23 protein-coding genes are annotated in these 22668 nt (G+C 71.4%); 12 read left to right on the forward strand and 11 right to left on the reverse strand.

Annotated features, from left to right (window positions below; translation table 11 throughout):
- Nucleotides 1-16: 16 nt before the first annotated feature.
- The 9 genes from BZB76_RS09820 to BZB76_RS09860 all read right to left on the reverse strand — a co-directional run bounded on the left by BZB76_RS09820 (nucleotide 17) and on the right by BZB76_RS09860 (nucleotide 9117).
- Complete coding sequence (locus BZB76_RS09820; RefSeq protein ID WP_246006854.1) at nucleotides 17-778, reverse strand: aldo/keto reductase; 762 nt, start codon at nucleotides 776-778, stop codon at nucleotides 17-19.
- Nucleotides 779-826: 48 nt separating this feature from the next.
- A complete protein-coding gene (locus tag BZB76_RS09825) occupies nucleotides 827-2083 on the reverse strand; it encodes an ABC transporter substrate-binding protein (protein WP_121433975.1) in 1257 nt (418 codons plus the stop codon).
- Nucleotides 2001-3113: a branched-chain amino acid ABC transporter permease gene (locus BZB76_RS09830; protein ID WP_246006855.1), complete on the reverse strand. Its 1113-nt coding sequence runs from the start codon at nucleotides 3111-3113 to the stop codon at nucleotides 2001-2003. Before BZB76_RS09830 ends, BZB76_RS09825 begins: the two co-directional genes overlap by 83 nt.
- Complete coding sequence (locus tag BZB76_RS09835; RefSeq protein ID WP_121433976.1) at nucleotides 3106-3993, reverse strand: branched-chain amino acid ABC transporter permease; 888 nt, start codon at nucleotides 3991-3993, stop codon at nucleotides 3106-3108. Before BZB76_RS09835 ends, BZB76_RS09830 begins: the two co-directional genes overlap by 8 nt.
- Nucleotides 3990-4748: an ABC transporter ATP-binding protein gene (locus BZB76_RS09840; RefSeq protein ID WP_121433977.1), complete on the reverse strand. Its 759-nt coding sequence runs from the start codon at nucleotides 4746-4748 to the stop codon at nucleotides 3990-3992. The genes BZB76_RS09835 and BZB76_RS09840 overlap by 4 nt, the downstream gene beginning before the upstream one ends.
- Complete coding sequence (locus tag BZB76_RS09845) at nucleotides 4745-5527, reverse strand: ABC transporter ATP-binding protein (protein ID WP_121433978.1); 783 nt, start codon at nucleotides 5525-5527, stop codon at nucleotides 4745-4747. The genes BZB76_RS09840 and BZB76_RS09845 overlap by 4 nt, the downstream gene beginning before the upstream one ends.
- Before the next feature lie 130 nt (nucleotides 5528-5657).
- A complete protein-coding gene (locus BZB76_RS09850; RefSeq protein WP_121433979.1) occupies nucleotides 5658-6521 on the reverse strand; it encodes an IclR family transcriptional regulator in 864 nt (287 codons plus the stop codon).
- A gap of 146 nt (nucleotides 6522-6667) precedes the next feature.
- Nucleotides 6668-8245 carry a class I adenylate-forming enzyme family protein gene (locus tag BZB76_RS09855; protein WP_121433980.1) on the reverse strand — a complete coding sequence of 526 codons (1578 nt, stop codon included), beginning with the start codon at nucleotides 8243-8245 and terminating at the stop codon, nucleotides 6668-6670.
- 149 nt (nucleotides 8246-8394) lie between these two features.
- The gene (locus tag BZB76_RS09860) at nucleotides 8395-9117 is read right to left on the reverse strand and encodes a TetR/AcrR family transcriptional regulator (protein ID WP_121433981.1); all 723 of its coding nucleotides are present in this window, start codon (nucleotides 9115-9117) and stop codon (nucleotides 8395-8397) included.
- Nucleotides 9118-9234: 117 nt separating this feature from the next.
- Between BZB76_RS09860 and BZB76_RS09865 the strand changes: the two genes are divergently transcribed.
- The 11 genes from BZB76_RS09865 (at nucleotide 9235) to BZB76_RS09915 (ending at nucleotide 19203) form a co-directional block, all read left to right on the forward strand.
- A complete protein-coding gene (locus BZB76_RS09865) occupies nucleotides 9235-10074 on the forward strand; it encodes an alpha/beta fold hydrolase (RefSeq protein WP_121434602.1) in 840 nt (279 codons plus the stop codon).
- Nucleotides 10071-10364 carry a hypothetical protein gene (locus BZB76_RS09870; RefSeq protein WP_121433982.1) on the forward strand — a complete coding sequence of 98 codons (294 nt, stop codon included), beginning with the start codon at nucleotides 10071-10073 and terminating at the stop codon, nucleotides 10362-10364. Before BZB76_RS09865 ends, BZB76_RS09870 begins: the two co-directional genes overlap by 4 nt.
- A 2-nt stretch (nucleotides 10365-10366) precedes the next feature.
- A complete protein-coding gene (locus BZB76_RS09875) occupies nucleotides 10367-11209 on the forward strand; it encodes a DODA-type extradiol aromatic ring-opening family dioxygenase (protein WP_121433983.1) in 843 nt (280 codons plus the stop codon).
- Nucleotides 11199-11558 (forward strand): non-heme iron oxygenase ferredoxin subunit, encoded by a 360-nt coding sequence (locus BZB76_RS09880; RefSeq protein ID WP_121433984.1) that lies wholly within the window; start codon nucleotides 11199-11201, stop codon nucleotides 11556-11558. Before BZB76_RS09875 ends, BZB76_RS09880 begins: the two co-directional genes overlap by 11 nt.
- On the forward strand, nucleotides 11555-12862 hold the full coding sequence (locus BZB76_RS09885; protein WP_121433985.1) for an aromatic ring-hydroxylating dioxygenase subunit alpha: 1308 nt from the start codon (nucleotides 11555-11557) through the stop codon (nucleotides 12860-12862). Before BZB76_RS09880 ends, BZB76_RS09885 begins: the two co-directional genes overlap by 4 nt.
- Nucleotides 12859-13365: a 3-phenylpropionate/cinnamic acid dioxygenase subunit beta gene (locus BZB76_RS09890; RefSeq protein WP_121433986.1), complete on the forward strand. Its 507-nt coding sequence runs from the start codon at nucleotides 12859-12861 to the stop codon at nucleotides 13363-13365. The genes BZB76_RS09885 and BZB76_RS09890 overlap by 4 nt, the downstream gene beginning before the upstream one ends.
- 50 nt (nucleotides 13366-13415) lie before the next feature.
- Nucleotides 13416-14249, forward strand: coding sequence for a 3-(cis-5,6-dihydroxycyclohexa-1,3-dien-1-yl)propanoate dehydrogenase (gene hcaB / locus BZB76_RS09895; protein ID WP_121433987.1), 834 nt, complete (start codon nucleotides 13416-13418; stop codon nucleotides 14247-14249).
- On the forward strand, nucleotides 14246-15226 hold the full coding sequence (locus BZB76_RS09900; protein WP_121433988.1) for an LLM class F420-dependent oxidoreductase: 981 nt from the start codon (nucleotides 14246-14248) through the stop codon (nucleotides 15224-15226). The genes hcaB and BZB76_RS09900 overlap by 4 nt, the downstream gene beginning before the upstream one ends.
- The gene (locus BZB76_RS09905; protein WP_121433989.1) at nucleotides 15223-16374 is read left to right on the forward strand and encodes an NAD(P)/FAD-dependent oxidoreductase; all 1152 of its coding nucleotides are present in this window, start codon (nucleotides 15223-15225) and stop codon (nucleotides 16372-16374) included. Before BZB76_RS09900 ends, BZB76_RS09905 begins: the two co-directional genes overlap by 4 nt.
- Nucleotides 16375-16468: 94 nt before the next feature.
- The gene (locus BZB76_RS09910) at nucleotides 16469-17647 is read left to right on the forward strand and encodes a serine hydrolase domain-containing protein (protein WP_211342926.1); all 1179 of its coding nucleotides are present in this window, start codon (nucleotides 16469-16471) and stop codon (nucleotides 17645-17647) included.
- 11 nt (nucleotides 17648-17658) lie between these two features.
- Nucleotides 17659-19203, forward strand: a complete 1545-nt coding sequence (locus BZB76_RS09915) for an alpha/beta hydrolase (protein ID WP_121434603.1) — start codon at nucleotides 17659-17661, stop codon at nucleotides 19201-19203.
- Nucleotides 19204-19416: 213 nt separating this feature from the next.
- On the opposite strand, the gene BZB76_RS09920 is transcribed toward BZB76_RS09915, so the two are convergent.
- Together BZB76_RS09920 and BZB76_RS09925 are read right to left on the reverse strand one after the other, a co-directional pair.
- Complete coding sequence (locus BZB76_RS09920; protein ID WP_121433990.1) at nucleotides 19417-20364, reverse strand: threonine ammonia-lyase; 948 nt, start codon at nucleotides 20362-20364, stop codon at nucleotides 19417-19419.
- Between the two features lie 61 nt (nucleotides 20365-20425).
- The gene (locus BZB76_RS09925) at nucleotides 20426-21679 is read right to left on the reverse strand and encodes a hypothetical protein (RefSeq protein ID WP_147449395.1); all 1254 of its coding nucleotides are present in this window, start codon (nucleotides 21677-21679) and stop codon (nucleotides 20426-20428) included.
- A gap of 324 nt (nucleotides 21680-22003) precedes the next feature.
- Here BZB76_RS09925 and BZB76_RS09930 point away from each other — a divergent pair, with 324 nt between their 5' ends.
- The gene (locus BZB76_RS09930; RefSeq protein WP_121433992.1) at nucleotides 22004-22651 is read left to right on the forward strand and encodes a DUF4360 domain-containing protein; all 648 of its coding nucleotides are present in this window, start codon (nucleotides 22004-22006) and stop codon (nucleotides 22649-22651) included.
- The last annotated feature ends 17 nt before the right edge of the window (nucleotides 22652-22668 follow it).

Genomic DNA, 22668 nt, shown 5'->3' on the forward strand with positions numbered 1-22668 from the left:
TGCCGCCCTTCCGCGGTCAGGACAGGGAGTCGATCGCCGCCACCTCTTCCTTGGTGAGGGCGAAGCCGTTCAGGTCGAAGTTGGAGGCGATGCGCTCGCGGCGGGAGGAGCGGGGGATGACCACGATGTCGTGTTCCAGGTGCCAGCGGAGGACGACCTGGGCGGGGGTGACCCCGTGCCGTTCGGCGATCTCGGTGAGGGTCGGGTTGGTGAGGTCGGCGTTCTTGAGGCCGCTGTAGCCCTCGACGACGACTCCCCGGCGGCGGTGTTCCTCCAGGAGGGCCGGGTCGTGTCGGGAGGGGCTCCAGGAGATCTGGTTGACGGCGGGTTGGTGGCCGGTCGCCTTGGTCAGCAGGTCGATCTGTTCGGGGCTGTAGTTGCTCACTCCGGCGTTGCGGATCAGGCCCGCGTCCTTGGCGTCCAACAGGGCCTGCCACGTCGGGACGAGGTCGTCCTCGCCGGTCGGCCAGTGGATCAGCCAGAGGTCCACATAGTCGGTATCGAGGAGGCGGAGGCTCGACTCCAGGGCGCTGCGGGCCTGCCGCGCGTCCTGCGGGCGCAGCTTGGTGGTGATGAAGACCTGTTCCCGGTCAAGGCCGCTGTCCTTGACGGCGCGGCCGACGTCCGCCTCGTTCTTGTACAACGTCGCGGTGTCGAGGTGCCGGTAGCCGATGTCCAGCGCGGCGCGCACCGAGTCGTACGCCGTCGTGCCTCGCAGCTCCCAGGTTCCGAAACCGATCAGCGGCAGCGCGGTGCCCTCAGGCAGTTTCACAGTCATGCTTGGCATTCTGCCCGTTCGCCGCCCGAGGACCCGCGCCGCCGTCGCTCATCCGACCTTGTACTCGGGGGTGATCTGGGCGCGGTAGAGGTCGGTCTCCGCGACCAGGCCGCCCTCGGCGGACGCGTCGACTCTGGAGATGAACGTCTGCGTCGACGCGGGGGCGCCGCGGACGGTGAAGTCCATCGGGGCCATCAGCCCGCCAGTGTCGAGGCTCTTCAGCTTCCGGTAGGCGCCGCTCAGCCCTTCGCGGGTGAGGTCCTTGTCGGTGCACGCCTGCTTGAGCGCCTCACCGACGACCTGCGCGGACACGTAGCCGTAGTCGACCAGCGCGTTCGGGGGCTCGTTCGGGTGCTTGGCCTTGAACAGCGCCGCCACCTCCTTCGGACCCGGCGCGTCCGCTCCGTAGGGGGCATAGGACGTCAGGACGGTCAGGTTCTTCTCCAGGGCCGCGCGGACGGGAGTGTCGAGCAGCGCCGGGTCGAAGCCGGGGGTCTGCGTCATGATGGGCACGTCCAGGCCGATCGAGCGGGTCACGCCCGCGACGGACGCGGTCTGGCGGGCCGACGCGCTGAGCAGGATCGCCTTCGCCCCGTCCGACTTCAGCTTGGTGACCTGGGCGGTGAGGTCTGCGTCGGTCGCCTTGATCTGGACGCCCTTCAACGTCAGGCCGAGCCGTCCCGCCGCCCAGGTGCTGCCCCGGAGCGCGTTGGTGCCGTACTCGCCCTCGAAGTAGATGTGGCCGACCGTGTCGCCCTTCGCGAGCTTCCCCTTCGACACGAGATACGCCAGGCCGTTGATCATGTCGATGTCGTAGGTGGTGCCGAGGACCGCCAGGTACTCGCTCTTCAGCAGGGACGACGCGAACGACGACGGAACCGTGAGCAGCTTCTTCGCCGTGATCTCGGGCTCCAGCGCGGCGGTGATCGGCGAGCCGAGCAGGTGCGTGATGCCGAGCACCTGCGGCTCCAGCTCGCTGAACGCGACGGTGGCCTTCTGGACGTCGTAGCCGTGGTCCTTGACGACCAGTTCCAGGCGCCGCCCGCAGATGCCACCGGCCTTGTTGATCTTGTCGATATAGAGCTGGTTGCCCTGGACCTGGGTGCGGCCGAGCGGCCCGAAGACGGCACCCGACAAGTCGCTCATCGCGCCGAGCCGGATCGTCTTGGCGGTGACGCCGGGGCCCGTCTTCACCCCGTCGTCGCCCGCGCCGCCCGTGCCCTCAGCGGCCTTGCCGCTGCAACCGGCGACGAGAAACGCCAGGCAGAGCGCGCCGAGCGCGGTCCATCGTGTTCGTGATGGCATGGGGTCTTCCCTTCTGAGCTGAACCGATGACGAACGCGACGATCGCCGCGCCGTAGAGCAGGCGGACGGCGGTGGCGGCGTCGATCCCGTCCTCGCCGGGCCGGGCGAACACGCCGATCGCGTCGCCGTAGTGGGACAGGACGAGCGGCGTCCCGGTGATGAACGCCGCGCCGATCGCGGCGCCGCGGACCGAGCCGAGGCCGCCGATGACGACCATCGCCAGGTACTCGACCGACAGGACCAGGCCGAAGTGGTCGGGGACGACGCGCCGCGCGGTGAGCGCGATCAGAATCCCGGCGACCCCGGCGTACATCGCGGAGAACACGAACGCGCCCGCCCGGTACCGGCGGAGCGGCACGCCCATGCTCGCGGCGGCGATCGGGTTCTGTCGCATGAGGCGCAGCGCCCGTCCCGGCCTGCCGCGGACGATCCGTCCCGCGACGACGTAGGCGGCGACCGCGCAGAGGAGGGCCACGTACCAGAGGCGTTCACGGGCACCGAACGGGACGCCGAGCAAGACCAGTTCTGGCTCGTCGCCGGTCAACTCGAACCCCAGGACGGACAGTTCGGGGATCGGACGCCCGTTGAAGCCGCCGGTGACCGGACGGGCGTTGAACAGGACGTGCTGCCCGAGGAACACCAGACCGAGGGACGCGACGCCCAGATACAGGCCGTGGAGCCGTCCCGCGACCGGGCTGAACGCCAGCCCGGCGGCCCCGGCGAGGGCGACGGCGAGCAGCGCGGCGACGGTCGTCGGCAGGCCGGGGCCGGACAGGGGCGTCCCGGCGGAACCGGCGCCGGGCTCGCCCGCCAGGAACGCGTAACCGTACGCCCCTACGGCCAGGAAGAAGGCGTGCGCCAGGGACAGTTGCCCCGCCGACCCCACCAGGACGGTCAGCCCGATCGCGCCGATGATCGCGGCCATCACGAACGCGCCGACCTGCAACCAGAACGCGTCGAGGTAGTAGGGCATCGCGAGGAGGAGCAGAAGCGCCGTCGCGGTGCCCGCGTACTGGGTGACCTTAGACACGGACGGCCTCCCTGCTTCCGAACAGCCCGGACGGTCGCCACAGCAGGACGAGGATCATCAGCAGGTAGGGCGTGACGTCCCCGGCGCCCTGGCCGAGGAAGCCCAGCTCGTCGCCGTATCCCGCGACGAGGGTCTCGGCGACGCCGACCGCGAGGCCGCCCAGCACGGCGCCCTCGGGAGAGTCCAGCCCGCCGATGATCACGGCGGGGATGGCGCGCAAGGCCAGGAGCCCGGTGTGCGCCTCCACCCCGGTGTTGGGGAAGGCGACGAGGAACAGCCCGGCGAGCGTGGCGAGCGCGCCGCCGATCAGCCAGGACGCGCCGCGGACGCGGCGGAGCCTGATCCCCATGAGGGTCGCGACCTCCGGGTCGGCGGCGGCGGAGCGCCAGGAGACGCCCCAGGCGGTGCGCTGGAACACCACGAACAGCAGCCCGATCACCAGCAGCGCCGACAGCAGCGCCGCGACACGCGCGTGCGGGACGGTCAGCCCCGCGAACCGCAGCACCCCGTCCGACCACGGGTCGCCGGTCGGCATCACCCGCGACCCGACGCGGCGGGCGAGTTCGGTGGCGAGCAGCACGTCCGCGCCGATCGTCAGGATCGACAGCGTCATGTGCTCGCCGTGCCGGACGAGCGCCACCAGCCCGTACAGGGCGAGGCCGCCGAGCGCGCCCGCAGCGAGCCCGAACGCGAGCGCGGCCCAGAAACCGACATGCGGGGACAGCACCGCGACGATGTAGGCGCCGAGCAGCAGGATCGATCCCTGGGCGAAGTTCACCACCCGGGTGCCCTTGAAGATCACGGCGAAGCCGACGGCGATGAGGGCGTAGATGGATCCGAGCGAGACGCCGATGGCGAGAAGTTCGATCAGACGGTTCATGGATGTGCTCCCAGGTAGGCGCGCAGGACGTCCGGATGCGCGCGGACCTGGGCGGGCGGCCCGTCGGCGATCACCCGGCCGAAGTCGAGGACGGTGATCCGGTCGGCGAGGCCCATGACGAGCGGCATGTCGTGCTCCACGAGCACCACCGAGACGCCGAGCACCTCGCGCGTCTCCCGGATCAGCGCGACGGTCGCGGCCTTCTCGTGGTAGGTCATCCCGGCGACGGGCTCGTCCAGCAGCAGCACCCGCGGTTCCATCGCGAGCGCGCGGGCGAACTCGACCCGCTTGCGGTCGCCGTAGGACAGTTCGGCGACGGGCGTGTCCAGGACGTTCCCCAGCCCGCTGAACTCGGCGATCTCCGTGACCCGCAGCCGGTGCCGGTGCTCCTCGCGGCGGACGCGCCGCAGCCCGAGCCCCGCGGACACGAACCCGGCGCGGGTGAGGTGGTGCCGGGCGACCATCAGGTTGTCCAGGACGGTGTCCGCGCCGCCGAGCGCGATGTTCTGGAACGCGCGGGCGACGCCCAGCCCGGCGATCACGTGCGGTGGGAGCCCGGTCAGCTCCCGGTCGCCGAGGCGGATCGAGCCGCCGACCGCGTAGATGCCGCAGACGGCGTTGAAGCACGAGCTCTTGCCCGCGCCGTTCGGCCCGATCACGGCGTGGACGCTGCCGGGTTCGACGTCGAAGGACACCCCGTCCAGCGCGCGCACGCCGCCGAAGTTCAGGGACACCTTCCGCAGGCTGAGTCTCATGGCACCCACACGCTCAGCGAGCGGCCCCCGCCGGTCGTCGTCGGCTCGGGCCCGCGCGGGTCGCCTAGGTAGCGGGCCCGGACCTCGTCGGACGCCTCCAGGTCGGCGGCGGGGCCCTCCAGCGCCACCGTCCCGGCCTCCATGACGTAGGCGTGGTCGGCGATCGACAGGGCCATGGCCGCGTTCTGCTCCACCAGGAGGACGGCGGTGCCCTGCGCCCGGATCTCGGTGATGACGCGTCCGATGTGCTCGACCATCTTCGGGGCGAGGCCGAGGGACGGCTCGTCGAGCAGCAGCATGTCCGGCTCCGACATCAACCCCCGGCCGATCGCGAGCATCTGCTGCTCGCCGCCCGACAGCAGCCCCGCGCGCTGGTCGCGGCGCTCGGCCAGGACGGGGAACAACGCGTGGACGCGGTCGTACGCCTGCGCGCGCACCGACCGGGACCCGGCGCGGACCGCCCCGGCTCGCAGGTTGTCCTCGACGGTCATGCCCGCGAAGACCCGCCGACCCTCGGGTACTTGGACGACGCCCGCCCCGACGATCCAGGCGGGATCCCGGCCGGTGATCGTCTCCCCGCGAAAAGTGATCCGGCCGCCCGCGACGCGGCCGCCGTGGTGGTCGAGCACACCGGAGATCGCCCGCATCAGCGTGGTCTTGCCGGCGCCGTTGCTGCCCAGCACCGCGACCACCCCGGAGGCCGGGCACGACAGCGAGCAATGGTCGAGGGCGGTCATGTGCGGGCCGTACCGCACGGTCAGGTCTGTGACTTCCAACATCTGGACGGGCCCTCCTCCACAGGGAGTGCATGGCTGTTATGCGGCTCGACTGTGAACCGAGCCCGGGAGAACCGGAAGCGGATGTGCCGCCATGTGGCACGCGACGAGAACGCGCAGGCCAGGGAGAAGATCAGGGACGGCGCGGAGCGCCGGTCGACAGCGCGCGGGACGCCTGGTGGGCCACCCGCCGCAGCGCGGGCGCGAGCCGGGCAGGGTCGAACCTGTGGTCCGCGACGACGACGGACAGCGCCGCCACGGGACGCCGCCCGGCGCCCATGACCGGGGTCGCGACGCAGCAGAGGCCGGTCACCGTCTCCTGCCGGTCGACGGCGATACCGTCCTCCCGGACGCGCCGCAGCTCCCGCCGCAGCGCCTCGGGGTCGCGGATCGTGTACGGGGTGTGCGCCGGCAACGGGCCGTTGAGGACGAGTTCGGCCGCGTCGTGGTCGAAGGCCAACAACGCCTTCCCGACGCCCGTGGAGTGCGCGGGACGGCGGCACCCGATCTCGGACGGCACCCGCGCCGACCGGTGACCGTGCAGCTTGTAGACGTACACGATCTCGGTGCGGTGCAGCACCGCCAGATGCACGGTCTCATGGGTCATGCCGTGCAGATCGACCAGGTACGGCAGGAGCCGCTCGCGTAGCAGCCCCGGGCCCGGCCCGTACACGCGGGTGCCGATGTCGAACAGCCGCGCGCTGAGCCGGTAGCCCCCGCCGACCCGGTCGACGAGGCCGTTGCGTTCCAGGATGCCGAGCAGCCGGAAGGTCGTGGACTTGGTCAGCCGGGTCCGCCGGGCGAGTTCGCTCACCCCGATCTCGGTGTCGTACTCGGCGATCGACTTCAGCAGCATGACGGCCTTGTCGACGGCCGTCCGCCGGTCCTCGTCCGCCGCCCGAGTGGTGGTGACGAGGGAGAGGAAGGGGTCCGTGGCGGGCGTCCCCGGCCCGCCGCCGTCCCAGGTGACGCGTTCTTTGAGTGGTCCGCCCGCCATATGCGATCACTTCCGTCGGTGAGGTCCGGTCGGCCGAACCCGCCGGCGCGTCCCACCGGATCTCGTTGGCGGACCGTCCGTGGGGTTCGCGGCGTGCTCGGCGGCAGTGCAGGGGAACGGGAGACGGACCACGCTGTCCGCCCGGGTCAGCTCGTCGACGGCGGGGTGCCGGACGCGAGCGCCGGATGGCGGCGCAGCGCGATCCGGTCGATCTTGTTGGCCGGGGTGCGGGGGAGCTGCGGAACGGCGATGATCCGCACCGGCTGCTTGTAGGCGGCCAGGTGCCGCGCGCAGTGCTCGGTGAGCTCCGCCGGGTCGAGCGGGGCGTCCGGCCCGGCCGCCACGAACGCGACGGGACGTTCGCCCTTGCGCTCGTCGGGGACGCCGACCGTGGCGGACTCGGCCACGGCCGGGTGCGCCAGGAGCACGTCGTCGATCTCGCGGGGGTAGACGTTGAAGCCGCCCACGATGATCATGTCCTTCTTGCGGTCGACGATGTGCAGGTAGCCGTCCTCGTCGAAGCGTCCCATGTCGCCGGTCGGGAACCAGCCGTCGGTGAGCGCCTCGATCGGCGCGCCGTCCAGCCCGAGGTAGTGGTGCAGCATGTACGGGGCGCGGACGCGGATCTCGCCGGTCTCTCCCGTCGGCAGCGGGCCGTGGCCGGTCAGGTCGACGATCTGGATCTGGACACCCGGGGTGGGCAGCCCGACCGAGCCGGGCCGCGGGGGCGCGCCGGCCGGGTTGCACGCGATCGGCGCCAGCTCGGTCATGCCGTACGCCTCGTGAATGGGCAGGCCGGTCGCCGTCTGCCAGCGTTCCTGGAGGTCCGCGGAGATCGCCGAGCCGCCTCCCTGGCAGACCCGCAGCGCCGACAGGTCGGCCTCCGCCAGCGCCGGGACGGACAGGACACCGCCGTAGACGGCCGCCGGGCCGCCGCTGAACATGGTCGCGCGATGCCGCTCCAGTTCCTGGACGACGGTCGCGGGAACGAACCGGGGCACCATGACGAGGCCGCCGCGCGCGTACACCGGGTGCAGGAAGCCGATCGCGAGGCCCCAGATGTGGAACATGGGCGCCACGTTGAGCCAGGTCTCCTCGTCCAGCCGGGTCGGCCAGCACAGTTCGGCGCCCTCGACCGTCCTCAGCAGGGCCTCATGGGTGTACTCCACGCCCTTGGGCAGGCCGGTGGTGCCGCCGGTGAACAGCAGCGCCGCCCGGTCGCCGGGGGCCGGGTCGCCCACCGCTTCGGGGGTGGGGCCGTCCGGGCGCAGGTCCTGGTCGGTGACCGGCAGGATCGTCAGCCCGAGTTCGGTGGCGGCGTCGTGCGGTCCGGGCGCCTCTGCCGCCGCGTCGGTGAGCACGAGCGCCGGTGCCGACGCTCGTAGCAGCGGGGTCAGCTCGGCCGGGGTGTAGCCCGGGTTCAGGCAGGCGATGCGCGCGCCCGCGGCCCAGACCGCGAAGATCGCCACCGCCATCCGGGGCGAATTGGGCATCGCGAGCGCGACCGTGCCGCCGCGCGCGCCCGCTGCCGCCAGCCGCGCCGCGAGCGCGTCCGCGGCTCGGCCGAACTCGGCGTAGGTCAGGGTTTGGTCGTCGCATGTCAACGCCGTCCGGCCGGGGGCGTGGGCGACCGCGTCGCGCAACGCCCCGACGATCGTGGTGACGCGGCGGCCCTCCGCCATCGGCCGCTCACCACCGGGGACGGCCTCGTCCAGAGCAGGCATGGGGTTCTCCTCTCACCCGCGGTGGATTTTTTCTATCGTTCAATTGATTGAACGTCAACACCCACATTGACGCAGGTCGAGCCCGCGAGGAGAACGAGAGGTGACGGAGAGGCGACCGAAGGACGGCGCCGCCGGGCCGGCCGGACGGGTCAGTCGCCGGACGCCGGGGGCAGTCCGATCAGATCGCAGAACGCGTCGGCGACCTGGTCGGCGTCGAACTCGTCGGGCTTGAACCACCAGTGCATCCAGCTCATCATTCCGAGGATCCCCTCGCTGACGATGCGCGTCGGATGCCCCGACGGCAGAATTCCCTGTTCCTGGGCGCGTGCCACCACCTCCTCGACCCGGACGACGAAGTCTCGTTCGTGGCCGCTGACCTCGCGGCCGACGTCCTTGGGCAGCGAGCGGAACTCCTTCCAGTACACCGCGAACGTGCGCTGGTTGAGCGCCAGCGCGCGCACGAACGCCTCGATCATGCGACGCAACTGCGTCTCCGGCGGGGCGGGCTCGGCGAGCGCGTCGTCCAGGGCGGCGGTGAAGTCGCGGTCGACCTGCCGCGCGATCTCCGTCATGAGGACTTCCTTGGAGCCCACATAGTGGTAGATCGTCGGCTGGCTCATCCCGGCCCGCTCGGCGATCTCCTTGGTGGTGCCCCGCTCGTAGCCGCGGGTGAAGAACACCTCGGCGGCCACGTCGAGGATCCGGCGGCGCTTGACCTCCCAGTCGTCGGCGCGGCTGCCGGGCTTGCGTCCGGGCCGCCGTCGCGGCGCCTTCGCGCCGTTCCCGGTGCCGTTCTTCTCGCCGTTCGGTGCCTGGTCAGCGGCCTCGCCGAGGGCCTGTTCCGTATCTGGTGCCGCCTTCTCCGGTGTCATCCGCCGATGGTACCCAACGTCCGATCGGTCGACCGATCGGCTTTACAGTGCGGGGACTCGGCTGCTAACTTCCGTTTTATTCGATTGATCGACCGACCGAATTGAGGGGTGGTGTCGATGGACAGCGGGCTTCGCGAAGAGGCCGCCCGGACCCGCCGGATCATGGCCGCCGGGCACGAGACCGTTTACCACGAGGCGGGCTCCGGGCGGCCCGTGGTGCTGCTGCACGGGTCCGGGCCGGGCGTGTCCGCCTGGTCCAACTGGTCGCGGACCCTGCCGGAGCTGGCGCGGCACCATCGCGTGCTCGCTCCCGACATCGCCGGGTTCGGCCGCACGAGCTTCCAGGAGGACGCCACCTATGGCATCAAGCTGTGGGTCCGGCACCTGTTCGGGTTCCTGGACGCCCTGGCCATCCCGTCCGCGGTGCTGGTCGGCAACAGCTTCGGCGGCGGTCTGGCGCTGGCCGCCACGCTGCGCGACCCGTCCCGCGTGGACGGTCTGGTGCTGCTCGGCACCCCGGCCGGGACGTTCACGATGACCGAGGGACTTCGGGCGGGCTGGCACTACGAGCCGGACCTCGACGAGATGCGCCGCATCCTGCGGCTGTTCCCGCACGATCCCGGCCTGGTCACCGAGGAGATGGTGCGGGCACGGTACGAGGCGAGCGCCCGTCCGGGTGCGCAGGACGCCTACCGCAAGCTGATCCCCGAGCCCGCGCCGGGGGACACGCCCATCAGAGGTGTCCCCGAGGAGCGGCTCCGGACCATCGACCGTCCCACCCTGGTCGTGCACGGCCGCGAGGACAGCGTCATCCCGGTCGAGCTGGGCTGGCGCCTGGCCCGCGAGATACCGTCCGCCGACCTGCACGTGTTCGGCCACTGCGGCCACTGGGTGCAGTTGGAGCGGCCCGCCGCCTTCACCGCGCTCGTCGACGACTTCGCCGGACGGCTGTCATGAGTTTCGCGGGCGTCGAGAAGGCACTGTACGACCTGAACACCGACCGGCGCGCCCGGGAGACGTTCACCGAGGACCCCGACCGCTTCTCCCGCCGCTACCGGCTCACCGGCGACGAGCTGCGCCTGCTCATCGACCGGGACGTGCGCGCCCTGGCCGGACTCGGCGCCAACCCGATGCTGGTGTGGGGTTTCTGGCTGATGCTGCCCGCCGCGGGCGAACGGGGCAACAAGGCATATCTGGCCCGGATGCGCGGCGAGGTCCCCGCGTCCGGCGGACCGAGGGGAGAGTGACCATGGGCACCGTCGTCGGCGGCTTCCTGCTGCCCCACGACCCGATGATGCTCACGCATCCGGACGCGCCGCCCGCGCCGGTGCGCGACCGGGTGCACCACGCCTACGCGGAGATCTCGCGGCGGCTCGCCGCGCTGGACCCCACCACCGTGCTGATCATCGGCGCGGACCACTACATCCTGTTCGGCCCCGGCTGCCTCCCGCAGATGCTCATCGCCACCGGCGACCTGGACGGCCCCGTCGAGCGGCTTCCCGGGCTGACGCGCGGTCCGCTGCCCGACAACGCGCCGCTGGCCCGGCACATCGCCGCGCACGGGCACCGCAACGGCGTCGACTGGGCGGTCGCGCCGACCTTCACCGCCGACCACTCCGTGGTCATCCCCTACCATCTGGTCGCCGAGCCGCTCGGCGTCCCCGTGATCCCCGTCTATCTGGCGTGCGGCGTCGAGCCGCTGATCCCGTTGCCCCGCGCCGTCCGCGTCGGCGAGGCGATCCGCGCGGCCGTCCAGGACGCGGACGAGGCCGAACGCGTCGTCGTCATCGGCAGCGGCGGCATCAGCCACTGGGTCGGGACGGAGCGGATGGGCGAACTCAACACCGACTTCGACCGGATGGTCCTCGACCGCGTCACGGCGGGCGACACCGCCGGGCTCGCAGCGCTCGACGACGGGCGGATCCAGGCGGAGGCGGGCAACGGCGCCCTGGAGATCCGCACGTTCGTCACGGCGATGGCGGCCGTCGGGCCGTGCCGGGGCGAGGTCATCGGCTACGAGGCGGTCCCCGAGTGGATCACCGGCCTCGGGTTCGCCGAGCTGCTCCCGCTGGAGACGGCCGATGCCCGCTGACGTCACCGACCGCGGGTGCCGCACGGTCCTGTGCCGCCTCGCGGACGTGCCGCCCGGACGGATGCTGCGCGTGGTCACCGCGGAGGTGGGCCCGGTGCTGGTCGCCAACGTGGACGGGACCGTGCACGTCACCGACGACACCTGCACGCACGCCGAGGCGTCCCTCAGCGACGGCGATCTGGAAGGCGACCGGGTGGTGTGCCCCGTCCACTGGGCGGAGTTCGACCTCGCGAGCGGGCGGCCCCTGTGCTTCCCGGCGACCCGGCCCCTCACCGTCTACCCGGCGGCCGTCGAGGACGGTCACGTCGTCGCCCACCTCGCCCCCTCGGCCCAGGAGGCATCCTCATGACCACCGGAACCGACCCGTCCGTGCTCGGCCTCTGCGAACTGGACGACGGCTGGCTCGACCGCCGCGTCTTCTGGGACCAGGCCGTCTACGAGCTGGAACTGGAACGGATCTTCGCGCGGTGCTGGTTGTTCGTCGCGCACGAGTCCCAGTTGCCGAAGCCCGGGTCGTTCCTCACCACCTGGATGGGGGAGGACAACGTCCTGGTCGTCCGGCGGCGCGACGGGTCCATCGGCGCCTACCTCAACAGCTGCCCCCACCGGGGCAACCGGGTGTGCACCGCCGAGGCCGGGACCGCCCGCGGCTTCGTGTGCAACTACCACGGCTGGTCGTTCGGCCTGGACGGGACGCTCAACGGCGTCCACGAATCGGTCGCGTACGGACGCGAACCCACCTTCGACCGGGCCCGGCTCGGCCTCACCCCCGTCGCGCAGCTCGACACCTACAAGGGACTGGTGTTCGCCACCTTCGACCCCGACGCGCCGCCGCTGCGCGACTACCTCGGCGACTTCACCTATTACCTCGACGTGATGCTCGACAACGACGCGGGCGGGACCGAGTTCGCGGGCGGTTCGATCAAGTCCGTCCTGGGCTGCAATTGGAAGATCGCGGCGGAGAACTTCGCGGGTGACGCGCTGCACGCCGGATGGACGCACGCGTCCGGCGCGGAGGCCATGATCGGGCGCGGTGTCGCCGAACTCGGCGCGGACGACGCCGAGAGCTACCACGTCAACGTGCACGGCCACTGCTGGGAGTTCAACCTCGACGGCGTCGGCAACGCCGCCACCCTCGGCGACAAGCGGATCATGACCTATCTGCGGGAGAACCAGGAACGCGTCGCCGGGCGGCTCGGCGAGCTGCGCGCCAGCATGGTCGGGTCGATCAGCTCGGTGAACGTCTTCCCGAACTTCTCGTTCCTGCCGGGCCAGAACACGTTCCGCACCTGGCAGCCCAAGGGCCCGCACCGCACCGAACTCCACACGTGGGTGCTGGTCAACCGGAACGCTCCACCGGAGGTCAAGGACGCCTGGCGCAAGGGCGCGATGATGACGTTCTCCCCGTCCGGCGTCTTCGAGATGGACGACGGCGAGAACTGGGAACTCGCGACACGGTCCAACCAGGGCGTGGTGACGCGGCGGCAGCGGCTCTACTACGGTCTCGGGTCCGACACCGCGATCGACCACCCCGAACTGCCGGGGAACGTGCACCGCGGCCAAATCAACGACGCCAACCAGCGGGCGTTCTACCGGCGCTGGTCGCAACTGCTGCGCGCCGCGACCTGGGACGACCTGGAGAAGACGCGATGACTTCGGCGGAGGTGTACTGGGAGGTCCACGCGTTCCTGGCGTACGAGGCGCGGCTGCTGGACGAGGAACGCTACCCCGAGTGGCTCGACCTGTTCTGCGACGACGCCCACTACTGGGTGCCCGGGGTGGAGAACCGGGGCCGGGCCGACACCGAGGGCTCCTACGCGCCGTCCCGCATGGCCTACTTCGACGACACGCTCGACGACCTGCGCCGCCGGGTCGTCCGGTTCACGGCCCCGACCGCGTGGGCGGAGGACCCGGCGACCCGGCACCTGCACGTGGTGTCCAACATCGAGGTCGAGGGCGCGGACACGGCGGGGGAACTGCTCGTCCGGTCGGTCATCGTCAACTATCGCGGGCAGGGCGACATCGACGCGGCGACCCTGTACGGGCGGCGCGAGGACGTGTTGCGCCGCACCCCCGAGGGGCTGCGCATCGCGCGGCGGCTCGTCGTGCTGCGGCACGCGGTCCTGCCCGCCAAGAACATCAACACCTTCTTCTGACCTCCCCGGCCCGCCGGGCCGGGGAGAACGGCATAAGGACGGCAACTGGAATGACGGCACAGCAACGACCCGCCGGGCCGCCCGGTCGGCTCGACGGCCGGGTGGCGCTGGTGACCGGTGGCGGCAGCGGCATCGGCCGCGCGGTCGTCGACCGCTACGTCGCCGAGGGCGCCCGTGTCGGCGTCCTGGAACGCGACGCCGGGCGGGCCGACGCGCTGACCCGCGACCACGGCGACCGGGTCACGGTCGAGGTCGGCGACGTCCGGGCGCCGGAGTCCCACGCCGCGTCCGTCGCACGGACCCTGGAGGCGTTCGGTCGCCTCGACGCCTACGTCGCCAACGCGGGCGTCTACGACTACTCGGCGCCCTTCGAGGACATGGACGGCCCCAGGCTCACCGGCGCGTTCGACGAGCTGTTCCGCACGAACGTCCTCGGCCCCATGCTCGGCGCGCACGCGGCACTGCCCGCGCTCCGGTCCACCGGTGGCACGCTCATCTTCACCGTGTCGTCCAGCGGCCTGTACGCGGGTGGCGGCGGGACGCTGTACGTCGCGTCCAAGCACGCGGTCATCGGGCTGATCCGGCAGCTCGCCCACGAACTGGCGCCCGACATCCGGGTGAACGGCGTGGCGCCCGGCGCCACCCGCACGGCCCTGGCCGGGCTGGACGCGCTCGGTAGCGCGGATCACCGCCTGGACGAACGGCTTGGACGGATCGCCCGGCACCTCCCCCTCGGGTTCGTCAGCGATCCGGACGACCACGCCGGGCTGTACGTTCTGCTCGCCGATCCCCGCGACTCCCGTTTCATGACCGGGACGGTGCTGCCCAGCGACGGCGGCCTGGAGGTTCGCGGCGGACGCACCCGAACGGAGGCGACCCGATGACCACCGGACCGGCCGCACGACTGTCGGTCTCCCTCGGCCTCTGGCAGGACAGGCCACCGGGGGAGGCACTGGACACGGCCGTCCTCGCCGACGCGTTCGGGTTCCCGGAGTTGTGGATCGGGGAGATGGCCACCTACGACGCGTTCGCGCTGGCGACGGCGGTCGCCGCCCGGACCGAGTCGATCGCGCTGACGACCGGGCCGCTGCCGGTCGCCGTCCGCGACCCGGTGATGATCGCGATGGGGGTCGCGTCGCTCGCGGACCTCACCGGCCGGCCCGTGGCCGTGGCGCTCGGCAACTCCAGTCCCCATGTCGTCGAGCAGTGGCACGGCCGCGACCGGCGGAACCCGCCGGAGGCCCTCGCGGAATCGGCGCGGCTCGTCCGGCGCCTGCTCGCGGGCGACCGCCCGGACTTCGAGGGCAAGGTGCTGCGCACGCACGGGTACCGGCTGCGGCTGCCCGCGCCCGCGGCGCCCATCACCATCGCCGCGTTCGGGCCCGCCGCGATCCGGGTCGCCGCGCGGCAGGCCGACCGGATGGTGGTCAGCCTCGTCACGCCGGAGACTGCCGGGCGGCTCGCCGCGTCCCTGCTGGCCGAGGCACTCGAACTCGACGCCGAGGTGCCGCCCGTCACCGCGTGGGTCCCGGTGGCCGTGGACGGCGGTGACCAGGCCCGCGAGCAGGTCCGCCGGGCCGTCGTCGGCTACCTGGCCGCCCCCGGCTACGCCCAGATGTTCGAGGAGGCCGGGTTCGGGGACGTGGTCGCGTTCGCCCGGAGCCGCCCGCACCCCGGTGAGCTGCTGGCGGCCGTCCCGGACGCGCTCGTGCAGGCGATCGCGGCACTCGGCGACGCGGACGCGGTCGCCGAACGCCTCGCGTCCTACGACGTCGGCGAGATCGCCGTCCTGCCCTGCTGCACCGACGACGACCCGGCGGGCGAACGCACCCTGCGCGCGCTCGCCCGGCACCTGCCATGAGCGGCGACACCCCGCGCCGCGTCGTCATCGTCGGCGGCGGCCTCGCCGGGCACACGGCGGCCGTGACGCTGCGCGACGCGGGCTACGACGGCGGAATCACCATGCTCACCGCGGAACCGCGCCCGCCCTACGACCGGCCGCCGCTGTCGAAGGAACTGCTGGCCGGGACGGTCGACGACAGCACTCTTCAGACCGACCTCGCGGACCTCGACGTCGACCTGCGCCTGCGGTGCCGTGCCCTGCGGCTGCGTCCGGACGCCGTGGACAGCACCGGCGGCGCCCACCGCTACGACGCCGTCGTCCTCGCGACCGGTTCGTCACCCATCGGGCTGGGCGGGACGTCCCGCTCCGTCCACGAACTGCGCACGGTCGAGGACGCGCGGCGGCTGCGCGCGGCGCTGCGGGAGGCCGGCTCGGTCGCGGTCGTCGGCGCGGGATGGGTCGGCAACGAGGTGGCCACCCGGGCCGCCGCCCTGGACCTGAAGGTCACCGTCATCGACGCCGCGCCCACACCTCTCGCACGGGCCCTGCCCGCCGCGCTCGGCGAGCACCTCGTCCCGTGGTTCGCCGCGCAGGGAATCGACCTCCGGCTGAGAACGCTCGTCGACGGCGTCGACGAACGCGGCGTCCGCCTCACCGGCGGTGGCCGCGTGGACGCCGACATCGTCGTGACGGGCATCGGCGCCCGGCCCGACACCGGCTGGCTCCTGGACAGCGGAGTCCCCCTCGCCCCGGACGGCGCCGTCGAGGCCGACGCGACCCTGCGTGCCGGGCCGGGCCCGGTCTACGCGGCCGGGGACATCGTCCGGTGGCCGTCCCGGCTGTTCGGCGCGCGGATCCGAGTCGAGCACTGGGACCATGCGGCGGCGTCCGCCCGGACCGCCGCCCGGAACCTGCTCGGTCACGCCGAACCTTACGATCCGGTGCCCTACTTCTGGTCCGACCAGCTCGGGCACCGCCTCCAGTACGTCGGCCACCACCACGGCGCCGACCGGCTCGTCCTGCGCGGCGACCCGGCCGGGGAGGACCCCTGGTCGGCCCTGTGGTTCCACGGCGAACGGCTCCGCGCGGCCCTCGCCGTCGACAACCCGCGAGACGCCCGCGACGCCCGCCGCCGCATAGCCGGACCGGACACCCGGGGTCGATGAGGGTGCCCCGAAGACCGCTATATGGGTATCCCCATACTCACTCTGGGTGACATCTGCAGTGTGTGCTGTTCAGCGCTGATCTAGATTCGCCGATATGGACACGGGGGAGTCAGGGCGAAGTCAGGGCCTCTGCCGAGGGCCCGTCGCGGTGCTGGTGGTCGCGGCCACGATCGGGGGGACGGTCTCGGCCTCACCGCCCGCGATGGCCGAGGGTTCGGCGCACCGGTGCGGCGATCGGGGCGCCGTCCGGCAGGTCTTAGATCGGGTGACGGGCGTCCATGGCCTGACCGGGGCGACCGTTCGCGTGGACGATCCGCGGTGCGGAACCTGGACGGCGGCGAGCGGGGTCGCCGACCGGCGCACCGGACGGCCGATGACCGCGAACCTGCGGTTCCGGGTCGGCAGCATCGCCAAGACGTTCACCGCGACTACGGTCCTGGCCCTCGCCGCCGAAGGACGGATCGGGCTGGACGCCCCGATCAGCCGTTACCTCCCCGGCCTCGTCGACGAGAACGGCTACGACGGGCGGAAGATCACCGTCCGGAGCCTGCTGCGGCACACCAGCGGCCTGCCCGACCACATGGACACTTTCGCGAGCACGGACGAATTCCGGTTCCGGCACTTCGACCCCGAGGAAAGCGTCGAACGGGCCCTGACCCTCCCGCCCCCGAAAGCGACCTGGCACTACTCCACCACCAACTACGTCATCGCCGGACTCGTCATCGAGAAGGCGACCGGGCATCGCGCGGAGGACGAGATCCAACGCCGGATCATCGCGCCGCTGCGGCTGCGCGACACCTACTGGCCCGGCGACCAGATTCGGATCCGCGGCCCGCACCCGCGCGGTTACGTCCGCCGGGAGGTGAAGGGAACGGTCCGCTGGGACGACTACACCGAGATGAACACGTCCACGGCCTGGACCGGCGGCGCGCTGATCTCCACCCCGCGGGACGTGAGCGTGTTCTACGACGCGCTCCTCGGCGGACGGCTGCTGCCGCCGAAGTCGCTCGCGGAGATGAAGGTGACCGTCGCCCTCGACCCCGACCGTGTCTGGGACGGCGCCGCGTACGGGCTCGGGCTGATCGGCACCCCGCTGCGCTGCGGCGGAACGTGGTGGGGACACGCCGGTGACATCGACGGCTTCACCACGATCTCGGGTGTCGCGCCGTCCGGGCGCCGCGTCGCCATCGCCTTCAACGAGAACCCCTCGACCAATGCGGCGTTCGACGAAGAACTCGACCTCGTCCAGACCGCGCTGTGCGACCCGCGATGAACGGAGCGATCATGACCACGACGCGCACCGCGGCCGCGCTGCTGACCGGCGGCGCGGTGGCCGCCACGATGCTGGTGTCGGTGGCCCCGTCCGCTGCCGCCGCCGCTCCGGCCGGCTCCCTGAGCCGCTTCTACCACCAGCGCCTCGAATGGAAGGCGTGCACGCTGGGCCCGGATGACCAGGTCGGCAAGGACCTGGACGCGGCCGGAGCCCGGTGTGCAGACGTGACCGTGCCGCTGGACTACGCCCGCCCGAACGGCCGCACCATCAAGGTCGCGATCTCGCGGCTGAAGGCGTCCGGTGGGCAGCGGCGGCTCGGCACGATGCTCATCAACGGAGGCGGACCCGGCCCGTCCCTCGACATGCCGCCCCACATACGGCAGGTGATGGGGGCGGCCGGGCCGCGCTACGACCTGGTCGGCATGGACCCGAGATCGCTCGGACGCAGCGCCCCGGTCGACTGCGGCTGGAAGGTCGGCACCTGGATCAAGGGCGCCGGAACGACCCGCCGTTCGTTCGAGCAGTCGGCGCGGTTCGCCAAGGACCTGGCGGACCGGTGCGCCAGGACGAACCAGGACCTGCTGCCGCACATCAGCACGCGCAACATCGCCCGCGACATGGACATCGTCCGGAGCGTGCTCGGCGAGCGGAAGATGTCCTACAACGGCGCGTCGTACGGCACCTACCTCGGCGCGGTGTACGCGACGATGTTCCCGGGACGGCTCGACCGCGTCGTCTTGGACAGCTCCATGGACCCCGACGCCTGGGGGCCGCGCTTGCTGGCGCCCGCCGTGAACGCCAACGAGAAGGCGCTCGCCGCCTGGGCCGGATGGGCGGCGAAACGCGACGCCGAATACGGCCTGGGCGACACCCGGACCGAGGTCCTCAAGCTGGTCCGCCACATCCACGCGGTGTCCGGCGAACGGCCCCTGAAAATCGGTCGGTACCGGGTGGACGCCACTCTGGTGCCGGTCGTCCTGGTCGACTACCTCGGCACCGACGAGGTCTCGTCACGTGCCGCCCTCGCCGGAGCCGTCCGGGTGATGCGGGAGGCCGCGGCGGGACGTCCCGCCACGCCCACCCCCGACCTGGCCGACGAACTCGCCTACCTGACGGCGCCGACGGCCCAGGACGCCCGCGACGGCAGCGGACAGGTCTCGCTCATCTGCGGGGACGTCGCCGTGCCCCGCGACCCGGCCGTCTACTGGCGCGACATCCAGAAGCACCGGGCCGGCGCGCCGATCTTCGGTGCGCTGGGCCACAACATCCAGCCCTGCGCGTACTGGCCGACCCGGCCCGCGGAAACGCCGACCACGATCAAAACGGACCTTCCGGCGCTGATGGTGGCCGCGACCGGCGACACCCGCACCACGTACGAGAGCAACCAGGCCCTGCACCGGCTGCTGCGCGGCGCAAAGATGATCACGCTGGACGCCTTCGTCCATGCTCCGTACCAGCGCGGATATCCCAACACCTGTGTCCGCGACCGCGTGAACGCCTACTGGCTCACCGGCCGCCTCCCCAGTGGCGACCTCACCTGCGCCCCGGAGAACTGAGCACCCTTTCCGCCACACCCTCGGCGGCGTCAGCGGCGCACCAGGTCGCCGGTGGGTTCGCCGTCGAGGGTGACCTGTCCCCGGTACAACCGCGAGCCCGGACAACGCCGCCCGTGAGTTCCGCCCGGCGTGCGACCGCCATACGGCGATGTGTCGCCGGACGGCGCGAATCCCGTGGTCGACCTCCCTAACCGGGGAGGGAAGCCGTGCCGATCAGCGGCGGTAGGCGTCCATGTCGACGTTGCCGCCGCACACGATGGTGGCCACGTGGCGTCCGGCGAAGCGGTCGCGGTCTTCGAGGATCGCCGCGACGCCGAGCGCCGCCGACGGTTCGACGACGAGCCCGGCTTGGTCGAAGAGCCTCCGCATCCCGGCGATGATCGACGCCTCCCGGACCAGGACGGCGTCGTCGGCGACCAGTAGAAGATCGTCCAGTACGGCCGGGATGGGACGCCGTCCGGCGACGCCGTCGGCGATCGTGTCGGTCGAGTCGGTGGTGACCACGCGCCGTCGCCGGTACGAGAGCGTCATCGCCGGTGCGCCGACCGGCTGGACGCAGATCACCTCGACGCCGGGCGCGCAGGCCTTCACCACATGCCCCACCCCGGTGGCCATCGCCCCGCCGCCGAGCGCGATCAGAACGGCGTCGAACGGCCCGGCGTCCACGAGTTCCAGGCCGATGGTCGCCGCGCCCTCACAGGTCTCGATGTCCAGGCTGTCCTCGACGAGCCGGACGCCGTCGCGCCGCGCGACGGCCGCCGCCCGTTCGCGCGCCATGTCGAAGTCGCCGTCCACCAGTTCCAACTCGGCGCCCAACGCGCGGATGCGGTCGAGCTTGGCCGCGGGCGCGAAGCGGGACGCCACGACGGTGACGTCGAGTCCACGGCCACGACCGGACCACGCGAGGGCCTGACCGAGATTGCCCGCGCTCGCGCAAACCACGGCACGCGATTCGCTCTCGGCCAGCCCGCTCGCCACGAGTTCGGTGCCGCGCCCCTTGAAACTGCGGACCGGGTTCGCCGTTTCGAGCTTGACGCTCACCGCGCATCCGAGGTCGGGTTCCAGCGCCTCACATCGATACAGAGGGGTGTCGAGAAACACCGGGTCGATCACCTGGCGGGCCGCTCGAATCCGAGCGAGATCGAGACGAGTCTCCAGCACGACACAGCAGCGTAACCTCGCCACCGCCGCCGCCCCGACATGATCGCCGACCGTCGGTTTCTCACGCGGTGGCCAGCGAACGCAGCAGGGACAACGCTTCCAGGAAGTCTCGATGGCCCTCGTCGTACTCATTACCGGCCAGCAGGAGGCCAGAGCGGTCCAGGAGCGCCCGGACGAGTGCGATGCCGTCGTCACGAGGCCGCAGGCGCCGGGCGAGTGCGATGCCTTCGTCGAAGAGCGGCCGGGACGGCTCCGGAAACCTGCACGGGCGGAACTCGTCGCGAACGGCGCACCGGACCGTCAATCGCCGATGAAGGGTCACCAATTCCCCGAGATGTTCTTCCGGAGCGGCGTCCGCGCCGGGCCTGAGCACCTCGATCTCGTCCCGCAGGGCGGCGCATTCCTCTTCGCTCATCCAGCCGCGAACGTGCGGGGCCCATGTGTGAACGGGCGCGCCCAGATGAGGTCGAGGTTCCGCCGGGGGAAACCGCTCGTCCGCGCGGGCGGACGCCGCCAGCAGCACGGCCCAGAAAGAGGTCTGGTACCCGCTCCATGATCGACGTTCGCCCGTCGCGGCGAGCTCGGCGCACACGGGCTCCGCCTCCTCCAGAACGGTGACGGCGCCGTCGAGCCGCCCATCTGCGGCGAGCAGCCGGGCATGGTGGACGAGCGCGTACACAAGGCAGGTCAGAGGCCCGGCGTCCGCCGCGACGTTGACGCGTTCCAACTCCACGAGATCGGCGAACTTCGCGAGGGCGCCCTCCACGTCGCCCGCGGCCTCCGACGCGGCGGCCCAGGCGACCACGCGCCAGGCCGCCGCGCCGTAGGACGGCTCTTTCGTCGGATAAAGCCGATCCAGTTCGGCGTAGGCGGCGGCCGCCTCCTCGTAGCGTCCGTTCTCGGCCAGCCCGAGAGCCCAACGGCCCAGCCCCGTTTCGCCCGCCGACGGTTCCGACCGGCTGATCGAGGCCATCTCGGCGCGCAGGGCGAAAGCGTCCTGATGCCGTCCACTCTCGTACAGGTGCCACTGGCAGGTGTCAAGAGCGCCCATCAGAGCGGCCGGACGTTCCGGATGGGTTTCGGGTATTCGCCGGGCCGCCTCGACGGCCTCCTCGGCGAGCGCTATGGATGCCTCCGGTTTCCCCTGCAGATCCTTCTCGTAGGTGAGCCGTCCGAGTTCTTCGGCCAGGCGGGGGAGGTACGTCGTGGGTTCGACCTCCGCGAGAACGCGATAGGCGCGGATCCTCTCCGTGGTGGTGAGACGCCTTTCGTTGAGAAGCGCGACGCGCGCCTGCGCCACGGCCCAATCATCCATGCACACCTCCGATGTCAGCCCTTCATACCGGCCTGAGCCGCCGCACGCCACCGCTTTGCCTTCCGCCGCCCGGATCGGCCGTTCGTTGGAACGATACTTTGCGGGCCTGGGGTCGCTGATCAACGTGAACGAGTCGTCGGCTGTCTGTAAATTGAAGAAATCCGATGTTGAAAATTGTTGATTGACGGCACTTGACTATAACGGTTACTATTCGCCTAGATCTCGGGGCTATCTCTTCGAAGATGTCCGTTCGGGTCGTACTTCCGGCGCCGCCTTCTCGGTCGTCGAACGAACGGGAGCGCCCACTTTGAATTGAGGAATCGCATGCGCAAACGAATCCCCGCATACTTTGCGGCCGGCATGCTGGCCATGACCGCTGTGACCGTCGCCCCGGCCGCCGCCTCCGGGCAGGTGCTCGCGCACGGCCCCGATGGAGTCACGGTCGACGTGGCGACCGTCAATGGCAGCGGTTGCCCCATCGGATCCGCCGCGGTCGCCTTGTCCGAGTCCAGCGAGACCTTCACGGTCACCTACAGCGAACACCTCGCGCGGGTGGGCGGCAACTCGAAACCCACCGATGAGCGTAGGAACTGCCAGCTCAATCTGAGAGTGCACGTTCCGCAGGGCTTCGTGTACGCCATCTCGCAGGTGGACTACCGCGGTTACATCTCGTTGCGGAAGGGTGCGAGCGCCTCGCTGATATCCTCTTACTATTTCCAAGGCGATTCGCGCACCAGGCACTACCAGAGAAAATTCAGCGGTCCTCTCGAGATGAACTACCAGAGCACGGACATGCTAGATGTCACCGAACTCGTGTGGTCGCCGTGCGGTGAGCAGCGAAACTTCAACATCAACACGCAGTTGTTGGTCGATATTGGTACCTCGGACAAATCGGAGATCAGCTTCATCAGCCTGGACTCCACCGATGGCAACATCAAGACGACCTACCACTTCACCTGGAAGCGCTGCTGACAGCGGAAACCCCGACA

The organism is Actinomadura pelletieri DSM 43383 (genome assembly GCF_003634705.1).
GTDB classification, from domain to species: Bacteria; Actinomycetota; Actinomycetes; order Streptosporangiales; family Streptosporangiaceae; genus Spirillospora; species Spirillospora pelletieri.

Coding starts and splice junctions, on each gene's coding strand:
- BZB76_RS09820 (WP_246006854.1), bottom strand. CDS start 778: ATGACTGTGAAACTGCCTGAGGGCACCGCGCTGCCGCTGATCGGTTTC.
- BZB76_RS09825 (WP_121433975.1), bottom strand. CDS start 2,083: ATGCCATCACGAACACGATGGACCGCGCTCGGCGCGCTCTGCCTGGCG.
- BZB76_RS09835 (WP_121433976.1), bottom strand. CDS start 3,993: ATGAACCGTCTGATCGAACTTCTCGCCATCGGCGTCTCGCTCGGATCC.
- BZB76_RS09840 (WP_121433977.1), bottom strand. CDS start 4,748: ATGAGACTCAGCCTGCGGAAGGTGTCCCTGAACTTCGGCGGCGTGCGC.
- BZB76_RS09845 (WP_121433978.1), bottom strand. CDS start 5,527: ATGTTGGAAGTCACAGACCTGACCGTGCGGTACGGCCCGCACATGACC.
- BZB76_RS09850 (WP_121433979.1), bottom strand. CDS start 6,521: ATGGCGGGCGGACCACTCAAAGAACGCGTCACCTGGGACGGCGGCGGG.
- BZB76_RS09855 (WP_121433980.1), bottom strand. CDS start 8,245: ATGCCTGCTCTGGACGAGGCCGTCCCCGGTGGTGAGCGGCCGATGGCG.
- BZB76_RS09860 (WP_121433981.1), bottom strand. CDS start 9,117: ATGACACCGGAGAAGGCGGCACCAGATACGGAACAGGCCCTCGGCGAG.
- BZB76_RS09865 (WP_121434602.1), top strand. CDS start 9,235: ATGGACAGCGGGCTTCGCGAAGAGGCCGCCCGGACCCGCCGGATCATG.
- BZB76_RS09870 (WP_121433982.1), top strand. CDS start 10,071: ATGAGTTTCGCGGGCGTCGAGAAGGCACTGTACGACCTGAACACCGAC.
- BZB76_RS09875 (WP_121433983.1), top strand. CDS start 10,367: ATGGGCACCGTCGTCGGCGGCTTCCTGCTGCCCCACGACCCGATGATG.
- BZB76_RS09880 (WP_121433984.1), top strand. CDS start 11,199: ATGCCCGCTGACGTCACCGACCGCGGGTGCCGCACGGTCCTGTGCCGC.
- BZB76_RS09885 (WP_121433985.1), top strand. CDS start 11,555: ATGACCACCGGAACCGACCCGTCCGTGCTCGGCCTCTGCGAACTGGAC.
- BZB76_RS09890 (WP_121433986.1), top strand. CDS start 12,859: ATGACTTCGGCGGAGGTGTACTGGGAGGTCCACGCGTTCCTGGCGTAC.
- hcaB (WP_121433987.1), top strand. CDS start 13,416: ATGACGGCACAGCAACGACCCGCCGGGCCGCCCGGTCGGCTCGACGGC.
- BZB76_RS09900 (WP_121433988.1), top strand. CDS start 14,246: ATGACCACCGGACCGGCCGCACGACTGTCGGTCTCCCTCGGCCTCTGG.
- BZB76_RS09905 (WP_121433989.1), top strand. CDS start 15,223: ATGAGCGGCGACACCCCGCGCCGCGTCGTCATCGTCGGCGGCGGCCTC.
- BZB76_RS09910 (WP_211342926.1), top strand. CDS start 16,469: ATGGACACGGGGGAGTCAGGGCGAAGTCAGGGCCTCTGCCGAGGGCCC.
- BZB76_RS09915 (WP_121434603.1), top strand. CDS start 17,659: ATGACCACGACGCGCACCGCGGCCGCGCTGCTGACCGGCGGCGCGGTG.
- BZB76_RS09925 (WP_147449395.1), bottom strand. CDS start 21,679: ATGGATGATTGGGCCGTGGCGCAGGCGCGCGTCGCGCTTCTCAACGAA.
- BZB76_RS09930 (WP_121433992.1), top strand. CDS start 22,004: ATGCGCAAACGAATCCCCGCATACTTTGCGGCCGGCATGCTGGCCATG.